The following is a 10,172-nucleotide window of genomic DNA, read 5'->3' on the forward strand; positions in this document are numbered from 1 at the left end:
ATCGAGAGAATATCTAACTACAGTCTTCCTAAAGTATACACATATAACACCTTCTGTTATATGTGTATCTGTTGCTAATTCTCATCGTAATATTTTCGTTTACCTATTATAAAACTATAAACTTATTATAGTTTGACTTAAACGAATTTTATTAAACACCCTCCACAATTATCTTACTGAAAAGACAAAAACTATTCTTTACCACATGCGTAAGGAACAAGTTGGTGGAAAAACATGTAAAAAACTAAAATAAATAATTAACTAAAAAAAGGAAAATGAAAACAATGTATAGAAGTTGCTGTAAATAAAAAAAGCCATTTCTGCGGCAACAGAAATGGCAGGCTTAAAAAAAATGTGAATCTCTTTATAAAGGAAACGATTGTTGATTTCTCAGCTTTCGCTATGCCTTTACTATTTAAACCAACACAAAGAAATGAAAAAAAAATTAAACATATGCTCATTGCTATTACTTCTGCTTGTATCTGCCGGAATTAATGCACAAGATACAACACCTCTTATACAATCTAAACTCGACGGAACCATAGTCGATGACATTACAAATCAGCCCATTATTGGAGCTTCTGTAAATATTAAAGGTACTACGCACGGAGTAGTAACAGATGCCGAAGGAAAATTTTATTTTCAGACAGGTCAAAAATTCCCATACACATTAATAGTAAGCTATATAGGATATAAGAAAGCCGAGGTAATAGTAGAAAAAAATCCTATTACCATTAGTTTAAAAGAAGAACGCCAGGAACTAGACGAATTAGTAGTTGTGGGATATGGAGCTCAAAAAAGAAAAGACATTACAGGTTCTATAGCTTCTGTTCCAAAAGCAAATCTGGCACAAGTTACCTCATCGGCAGATAACTTACTACGAGGCGCAATTCCCGGAGTGGTTGTTACCCAAAGTTCTGGACAGCCCGGAGCATCTTCGAGTGTACGTATTCGGGGAGGAAACTCGATTACAGCAGGTAACGAACCGCTTTATGTGGTAGATGGAATATTAATTTATAATGACAATAGTAATAGTACTGCAGGCGTATCGTATTCGGGAGCAACTGTTAATGTACTATCAACCATAAATCCCGGAGATATAGAATCTATTGAAGTACTAAAAGATGCTTCGGCAACTGCAATTTATGGATCTCGTGGTGCAAATGGTGTGGTACTTATTACTACCAAAAAAGGAATAAAAGGACAAGATAATATTTCATATCAAGGCTATTTTGGATTTCAGAATGTATCGAAAAAATTAAACCTGATGAATGCAAGCCAATGGGCTAGTTTGCGCAATGATGTTCAGGCAAGTATAGGACAAGCGCCTTCTTTTTCGCCAGCTCAAATAGAAGCTTTAAAAACTTCTGGAGATTATGACTGGCAAAAGGCAGCTTTTAGAACTGCTGCTCCTATTCAAAATCATCAATTAACGTTCTCTGGCGGAGATGATCGTTCCAGATATGCAGTTTCTGCAGGTTATTTTGACCAAGAAGGAATTTTGCTTGGATCAGATTTTAAACGAATTTCTCTTCGCGCCAATTACGAAAGAAACTATTCTCAAGCTTTTAAGTTTGGTGTAAATGCTAATTATAGTAACTCTATATCTAATGGTGTCGGTTCTAACTCTAGTAGCAGACAACCTAATCCGTTAGTTGCTGCTTTGCTAATGGCTCCCGTAGTTCCTATCAGAAATTCTGATGGTTCTTATAATGTAACTCAAAACCCTTATGCTACATCTGTTAATGGTTACGTACCAAACCCTATTAATGATTTGGAAAATACAACCAACGAAACTAAAATTAATAGAATATTGACTAGTCTGTTTGGGGAATATAAAATAACTAAAAAGCTTGTAGCCAAAGTCGCTGTTAGTGGAGATGTTATTAGTACTAAACAAAATTATTATGCTCCATCAAACACTACAAATGGTGCAGGAACAAAAGGATTAGCGTCTGTAGGTGACCGATTAGTAAGTTCTGTATTAAACGAAAACACCTTAAATTACAATACTACTTTTGGTGAAAACCATAAATTCTCTGCTTTGGCAGGATATACACTTCAATACACCGAAGGAGAAATAGTTAATGCTGGTACAAATACTTTTGTAAATGATGCAAATACATACAATGCTTTACAAGATGGCGTACCTGTAAAACCATATAGTGATGCTTTTGAGAGTGTGTTGAAATCATGGTTAACCAGAATAAATTATTCTTATAAAGGCAAATATAATTTTACATTATCTGCTCGTGCAGATGGATCTTCGAGATTTGGTTCGGAATCACTTTGGGGTTATTTCCCGTCGGCAGGATTTTCCTGGAATATTACCGAAGAGGAATTTGCTAAAAACATAAAAGGGGTTACCGAAGCAAAACTAAGATTAAGTGCTGGAACAACAGGAAATCAGGAAATAGGAAATTATCTTTCGTTGGCTTCAATGGGTTCTGTTAACTATGCTTTTGGAGGAACTTTACAAACAGGATTAGCTCCTACCCGATTGGCAAATCCAGATTTAAAATGGGAAAAAACCAATCAATATAATATAGGTTTAGATTTATCATTATTAGACAGAAGAGTAAATTTTGTTTTTGATGTGTATTATAAGAAAACAAACGATTTGCTTATAAATGTTCCAATTCCGCTTACCTCAGGATACGCAACAGTACTACAAAACATAGGCGGAGTTGAAAATAAAGGAATCGAAATTGGTCTAACAACAGAAAATTTAAGAACAGAAAACTTCTCATGGAATTCTAACATTGTTTTCTCTGCCAATAAAAACAAAGTAGTTTCAATAGGAAATGGAGTTGACCAATTTTTTCCTGTAGTTCCAAATGGTTCTTTGATGCAACAACAGCCTGTAACGGTAAAAGTAGGTTCGCCTTTAGGAACTTTTTGGGGATATAAAACCAATGGTATTTTCCAAACTCAGGAAGAAGTTAATACCCAACCTAAAATAAACAGTCTTGCCAATACCAAAGTTGGAGATAGAAAATATGTAGATACTAATGGAGACGGAGTAATATCGGCTGCTGATAAAGGAGATCTTGGAAGTTCTCAACCAAAATTTGTTGGAAGTTTTAGTAATACAATCTCCTATCACGATTTTGATTTGAATTTCTCTTTACAAGGATCTTATGGAGGTAAAATATTTAATGCACTTAACCAACAATTAGAAATTTCTACTCTTGGCACTAATGCTGCAGCAACTCTAAATGATCGCTGGACACCAACAAACCCAAGTAATGAAATCCCTAGAGCATCTAGTTCACCGCTAGGTATAGTTTCTGAACGCTATGTAGAAGATGCTTCTTTCCTGAGATTAAAACTGATCACTTTTGGATACACATTACCTAAAAGTCTTTCGTCTAAACTAGGAACAAAGAGCATTAAATTTTATGTATCTGCCGAAAACTTAATAACATGGACTAAATACACTGGTTATGATCCAGAGGTAAGTTCGTATGAACAAAATAATTTATATCCCGGAATTGACTTTGGAGCTTATCCAAACTCTAAAACATTCATTTCTGGCTTGAACGTAACTTTCTAAGTAAAAAAATAAACGATGAAAAAAATAATAATAACATTACTATTAAGTGTTGGTCTGTTAATATCGTGCACCGAACTTGAGGTAACACCAACCTCATTTGTAACCGAAGATAATTACTTTAAAACCCAAGATGATGCAGTAGCAAGCGTAAATGCAGTATATGCCTCTTTGAGTCTTGATCCGGGAGAACAAAGTTTATTTGGTAGAAATCTTTATTTCCTAACCGATATGGCGACTGATTATGCAGCAGCAGGAGTTTCGGCAACAAATCCTCAAGTAAGAGCATTGAGTAGTTTAACTCATGACGCAACTTCTGATCGTGTACAAGTGGCTTGGCGCCAAATATATGCTGGGATAAACAGAGCCAATGTATCTATCGATAATGTTCCCAGAGTATCAGGTTCAGAAGTAGTAAAAACCAGATTGATAAATGAAGCTAAATTCATTAGAGCACTATTGTATTTTCAGGCAGTTCGTCTTTGGGGTGGAGTTCCGATAGTTTTACACGAACCAAAATCTATTGATTTAGAGAATCTAAAAGCAAATAGAGCAACAGTAGATCAAGTGTATGCTCAAATTATTACCGACTTAAAGGATGCCGAAAGCTTGCCTACCACTTACCCTGCAAATGATGCTGGACGCGTTACATCTGGAGCTGCAAAAGCTATTTTGGCAAAAGTATATTTGACAAGAAAAGATTGGCCAAACGCAATCCTTAAATCCAACGAAGTTATTAATGGTGGATATGGATATGCCCTTTTTGAAAATTTTGCTGATGTATTTAATAAAACAAAAAAGAACGGAAAAGAACATATTTTCTCGGTACAATTTGAGCCAAATCAAGCAGGAAATGGATCGAGCGGAAGCACTTTTCAAGGAACGTCTTTCACTGGATTTACCGCCACAGAACCGGCAGATATCATCTCGGATGTAGCTTTATTTTATGATACTTATACCGCGGGAGATACCAGAAGAGATGTAAGTTATGCAAAACAATTGTTGAATCCTGCTACAGGAACGCTCTACACATTTCCTAAACCAATATTTAAAAAATACTTAGACCTTACAAATCTGGCTACACCCGGTAATGTGGCAATTAATTTTCCAATTATTCGCTATGCGGACATCTTATTGACTTTAGCGGAAGCGACAAATGAACAATCCGGACCTACTACCGAAGCCTATGAAGCTTTAAACCAAGTAAGAAGGAGAGCTTATGGAAAACCAATTAATACGCCAGATCCTACGATAGATTTATCAGGATTAACCCCTGTAACATTTAGAGCAGCGATTCAGGATGAACGCAAAAAAGAATTTGTACAAGAAGGACAACGCTGGTATGATTTAGTACGTTGGGGAACATTGGTAACCGAAGTTAAAAAAGTAGTCGCAAAAGCTTCAGTTTCAGAAAGAAACAATCTATACCCAATTCCGCAAAGCGAAAGAAATATTAACCCAGTTGGTTTACCACAAAACCCTGGATATTAACTACAAACCATAAATAAAACTATTAAAAAATGAAAAAAATCAATACAAATAGTAAGATCAAAAGTCCTAAAAAGGGGCTTTTGATTACTGCTCTACTAGTTACACAATTAGGAGCAGTGCAAGGATTTGCACAAACAAATCCTAATGCAAACTTTAAAGGTGTAATAGGAAAAACCTTGACGGAGTCAAAAGAATATTGGCCAGAGCCTGTAACTGCTCCAAAAGGTGCTCCAAATATTATCTGGATTTTACTAGACGATGTAGGCTTTGGTGCATCAAGCTCTTTTGGAGGTTTAATACAAACACCAACATTTGATAATTTGGCAAATAATGGTTTGCGCTATACTAACTTTCATACAACAGCTATTTGTGCGCCAACTCGTGCCGCATTATTAACTGGAAGAAATTCGGGTAAAGTACATGTTAGCGGATTTTCGCATACAGTTATGTCAGCAGGTTTTCCTGGTTGGGACGGAAGAATTCCATCTGATAAAGGAACAATCGCTGAGATTTTAAGAGATAAAGGATACAATACTTTTGCAGTAGGTAAATATGGATTGACTCCTGATGAAGAAGCTACCGATGCCGGACCGTTTGACAGATGGCCAACGGGTAAAGGTTTTGAACACTTTTTTGGTTTCTTAGGATCACAAACAGATCAATACAAACCAGATTTAGTCGAGGATAATGCCCATGTTACTCCAGATGGAAGACACTTAACGGATCAGATTACCGATAAAGCCATTAGTTATATCACCAAGCAACATAAAGCTGCTCCCGATAAACCTTTCTTCTTGTATTATGCACCCGGAGCTGTTCATGCACCTCATCAGGTAGCTGAATCATGGAGCGATCAATACAAAGGGAAATTTGACGAAGGTTGGGATGTATATCGTGAGAAAGTATTGGCTAATCAGAAAAAATTAGGTGTAATTCCTGCCAATGCTATATTACCAGAACGTAATCCGCTTATTACCGATTGGAAAAAATTATCAGCTGATCAAAAGAAAGTGTACGCCAGATTTATGGAAGTATATGCTGGATATCTTACTTATACCGATCATGAGATTGGAAGAATCGTAAATCATTTAAAAGAAACCAATCAATTAGAAAATACATTAATTTTTGTTGCAATTGGCGATAATGGAGCTAGTAAAGAAGGTACTTTGCAAGGTACAATTAACCAATCTCTTTTTTCTAAAACGGTATCTGATGAACAAAATCTTCAGAATAATTTAAATAATATCGGAGAAATTGGAACTGCAAAAGGTTTAAATACAAATTTCCCTTTAGGATGGGCACAAGCAACAAATTCGCCTTTTAAAAATTGGAAACAAGATGCACAATCAGAAGGAGGAACACGTAATCCGTTGATTGTTTATTATCCAAAAGAAATTAAAGAAAAAGGCGGAATCAGAAATCAATACAGCCATGTAACCGACTTACTTCCTACAACCCTGGATATTGCAGGAATTAAAGCTCCGGAATATATTAGAGAAGTTAAACAAGATGCGATACAAGGTTCTACATTATATGCTTCGTTAAATAATGCCAAAGCAGAGTCATTACACAAAATACAATACTACTATATTTTTGGAAACAGAGCCATTTACAAAGACGGATGGAAAGCTGCAGCAGCACATCTTCCTGATTCATTTGCGATAAAAAATTCATTAGGCAAAAATGAAGCCCCAGCGCCAAGCAATTTTGATACTGATGTTTGGGAATTATATAACCTAAACGAAGATTTTAACGAGCGTGTAAACTTGGCAAAAAAGTATCCAGAAAAATTAGCAGAACTTCAGAAATTGTTTGATGAACAAGCAAAAGAAAACAACGTTTATCCGCTAATCGATTGGGAAGATGTATTTAATAGAAGGATACATAATCTTGGTGCCGATAAAGGAAAAACACTTCAGGAATTGGCTAAAAAAGCAACACAATCTGGAGCAACAAATTAATAATTAATCAAGATTCAGGTCTTTTACTAAAAATAGAAAAGACCTGATTCTAATAAACTTTTATAGATATGAAACGAGTAGACTTTGAAATTATAGGAAAAAAGATTCTTGTTGGTGCAATACTCTTTTTAGTTCCGCTAATCATTTTGGCAGGAGGCTTAACCTTAGTAAATCAACTTTTAAAATAAGAAATCATGGCTGTAGTGCAAAACTCAAATAAAAATTTAAAAAGAGACTTAGGGATTAGTCTTTTTATATACTCATTGCCAGTATTGGCAATTTACCTTTACTTTAAATTAAGTAACGGCATCGTAACCGAATCGCATATAACATTACCATCGTTTTTAGAATTTGCAAAACCTGTATTTTCAAACATAAGAACATGGGGATTAACAGTATTTATGCTCGTTCTGGGGATCATAGAATTCACCGCTGGTTTATACGATGATCAATGGACGGGTGAAGAACGCAAAATAGATATTATAAGCTTCTTAGCTCCTAAGTTAATCTTACCTCCTGTTATTGCTTTTTTCAGCCTAACGATTTTACCAATTGTAATTCCGAATCTTGAAAATGCGCTTTCTTGGGTTCCTTTTTGGGGAGGTTTTTTCTTAATTGCAGTAGCCGATGATTTAACCCAATATTGGTACCACCGTTTGCATCATCAAGTGCCTTTTTTATGGCGTTTTCATAGAACACACCACTCAGCCCCGTATATGGGAATGGCAATGCTTTCTAGACAAAACTTCATTTATACCGTGTTTTTTTCTCAAATATACCTAACAGCTACGTTAACCTATTTAGGATTAGGATTGCCTGCTTTATTTGTTTTGGTTATAAAAAGTTTCATCACATTAGGAGCACATTCTAGCATTGCTTGGGACAAACCTCTTTATAAATACAAAGTATTACATCCTATCGCATGGGTTTTAGAACGATTAATTTCGACTCCTGCCACACACCATGCGCATCATGCAGATACTAGCGGCGACGGAATCGGACATTTTAAAGGCAACTTTGGGAATATGTTTTTCATTTGGGACGTAATCTTCGGGACTGGTTTAATTACCCGCAAATTCCCAAAATCATACGGAATCAAATCATACAAACAAGAAGAATGGTATGCACAATTTCTTTGGCCAATATTCAAATCTAAAAAAGAAGGAAGTGCTCTCGCCGATGGTGTTTTTTCAGTTCCGCTAACACAAAAAGCTAATAATACAGCTACTCAAAGTCCAAGTCCAGTTTATTTTGAACAGCAAACTCAATCCTAAAAACATGAAAAATTCAAACATAAAAAATAGCATCACAGCATTGATCTTACTATTTACGATTGTAAGCTTTGCTCAAGATAAAAGCTCAAATATCATATCGCTAGATGTCTTTTATTCGAAAATAAAAAGTCAAAAGAATCCACAGATAATAGATGCCCGAGGCGCAGAAGAATTTGCATTGAATCATATAAATGGTGCAGTCAATTTTAATTTGCAATCTGAGAATTATGCTAAATCAGTAGCTGCATTAGATAAATCAAAACCTGTATTTATTTACTCTATCGGAGCAGGACGAAGTGTAACTTTAGAAAAAGAATTATTAAAAAATGGCTTTAAAGAAGCCTACAGTCTAGAAGGAGGAATAGCCAATTGGATTGGAAACGGAAAACCATTTTATGCTAATCCCGATAGCTATCGGGATAAAAGCAAATTATCACTAGCAGAATACAACAAAATCATTGCCGATAATAATTCGGTATTAGTAGATATTGGATCTAAATATTGTGGCGCTTGCAAAAAAGTAAAACCAGTTCTGGAAACCATAAAAGCGCAATATGGTGAAAACTTAAAAATCGTAGAAATTGATTTAGAAGAAAACCCACAAGTCATAGCCGACTTAAAATCAATAAAAGTTTTCCCAACCTTGATTCTATATCAAAAAGGAAAAATTGTTTTCAAGAAAGAAGGATTAGGTGATTTGAAAAAAGATGTTGATCGAGTTTTAGCACAAAGTAATTAAAGGTTCTGAGGTACTAAGGCGCAAAGGTTTAAAAAAAAGGCACTAAGGTTCTGAGGTGCAAAGGCGCAAAGGTTTTCCGTAGAGACGCACCGCAGTGCGTCTAACCATTCAAAGGCTTTATAGAAATAAATAATCCTTTTAATCTGTGGCAGAAAAAAAGCTCTGAGGTTCTAAGGTACAAAGGCACAAAGGTTTTCCGTAGAGACGCACCGCAGTGCGTCTAACCATTCAAAGGTTAAAAAAAAAGGTACTAAGACACTAAGATTCTGAGGTTCTGAGGCGCAAAGGTTTTTCCGTAGAGACGCACCGCAGTGCGTCTAAAGGTTCAAAGGCTTTATAGAAATAAATAATCCTTTTAATCTGTGGCAGAAAAAAAAGCAAAGCTTTTACGCAACATTATCATACCTACAAGGTCAAAAAAGACCTTGCAGGAAAATAAATTAATAAAAATTAAATGTCAATTAAAACAAAACAATATACCATTCACGAAGACTGGACAGTCGTTATTCTAGGATTTTTAATAATTGGGATATCCCTATTTATTTTTCTTCCGGAAGTTCCTGTATTCAAATGGACAAATGGAACAGATTTATTAAAAGATGTATTTGCTTCAGATAATTTACAAATCATCTCATTGCAGTTTTTATACCTTATCACTATAGGTACAATTGGTGCTTTCCTAATCGGAAAATCAGTAAGAAACTTTTTACTCGGTTTCCCAATAGTTTATATACTAACCGTTATTGCCTTGATTATTGCGGGAAATGCAACAATAAAAGGATTCAATCTCGAAGCCGTAATTTTTAGTTTGATAATAGGTTTAGCCATTGGGAATTTTTTCAAACTACCCGAATGGTTTCGTACAGCACTTGCTACAGAAGTATTTGTAAAAATCGGATTGGTTTTATTAGGCACAAGCGTAATCTTCTCCGACATACTTAAAGCAGGCACATTAGGATTAGCTCAAGCTTTGGTAGTCGTATTATCCGTTTGGTACTTTGCTTTTTGGTTGTGCAAAAAACTAAAAGTCGATGATGAGTTAACAATGATGATTTCTAGTGCTGTTTCCATCTGTGGCGTTTCTGCTGCTATTGCAACATCAGGCGCTATCAAAGGAGATTCGAAGAAACTATCCTATGTCATCCTATGTTTGT

6 protein-coding genes are annotated in these 10,172 nt (G+C 35.5%); all 6 read left to right on the forward strand.

Going from position 1 to position 10,172, the window contains the following annotated elements; translation table 11 throughout:
• Window positions 1-433 precede the first annotated feature (433 nt).
• A complete protein-coding gene (locus B8T70_RS21430; protein ID WP_086896167.1) occupies window positions 434-3,556 on the forward strand; it encodes a TonB-dependent receptor in 3,123 nt (1,040 codons plus the stop codon).
• Between the two features lie 15 nt (window positions 3,557-3,571).
• Entirely contained in the window at window positions 3,572-5,044 is a 1,473-nt protein-coding gene (locus B8T70_RS21435; RefSeq protein WP_086896168.1) for a RagB/SusD family nutrient uptake outer membrane protein, read from the forward strand.
• A 29-nt stretch (window positions 5,045-5,073) separates the two neighbouring features.
• The gene (locus B8T70_RS21440) at window positions 5,074-7,005 is read left to right on the forward strand and encodes an arylsulfatase (RefSeq protein ID WP_086896169.1); all 1,932 of its coding nucleotides are present in this window, start codon (window positions 5,074-5,076) and stop codon (window positions 7,003-7,005) included.
• A 194-nt stretch (window positions 7,006-7,199) separates the two neighbouring features.
• The gene (locus B8T70_RS21445) at window positions 7,200-8,279 is read left to right on the forward strand and encodes a sterol desaturase family protein (protein ID WP_086896170.1); all 1,080 of its coding nucleotides are present in this window, start codon (window positions 7,200-7,202) and stop codon (window positions 8,277-8,279) included.
• 4 nt (window positions 8,280-8,283) lie between these two features.
• Window positions 8,284-9,018, forward strand: coding sequence for a thioredoxin domain-containing protein (locus B8T70_RS21450; protein WP_086896171.1), 735 nt, complete (start codon window positions 8,284-8,286; stop codon window positions 9,016-9,018).
• Window positions 9,019-9,472: 454 nt separating this feature from the next.
• A partial coding sequence (locus B8T70_RS21455) for a YeiH family protein (RefSeq protein WP_123912144.1) occupies window positions 9,473-10,172 on the forward strand: 700 nt, incomplete at its 3' end.

Source organism: Flavobacterium sp. AJR, assembly GCF_002156885.1.
Lineage (GTDB): Bacteria > Bacteroidota > Bacteroidia > Flavobacteriales > Flavobacteriaceae > Flavobacterium.

What these genes read in the sequence shown, in the direction of transcription:
- B8T70_RS21430 (WP_086896167.1), top strand. Translation starts at nt 434, where the DNA reads ATGAAAAAAAAATTAAACATATGCTCATTGCTATTACTTCTGCTTGTA.
- B8T70_RS21435 (WP_086896168.1), top strand. Translation starts at nt 3,572, where the DNA reads ATGAAAAAAATAATAATAACATTACTATTAAGTGTTGGTCTGTTAATA.
- B8T70_RS21440 (WP_086896169.1), top strand. Translation starts at nt 5,074, where the DNA reads ATGAAAAAAATCAATACAAATAGTAAGATCAAAAGTCCTAAAAAGGGG.
- B8T70_RS21445 (WP_086896170.1), top strand. Translation starts at nt 7,200, where the DNA reads ATGGCTGTAGTGCAAAACTCAAATAAAAATTTAAAAAGAGACTTAGGG.
- B8T70_RS21450 (WP_086896171.1), top strand. Translation starts at nt 8,284, where the DNA reads ATGAAAAATTCAAACATAAAAAATAGCATCACAGCATTGATCTTACTA.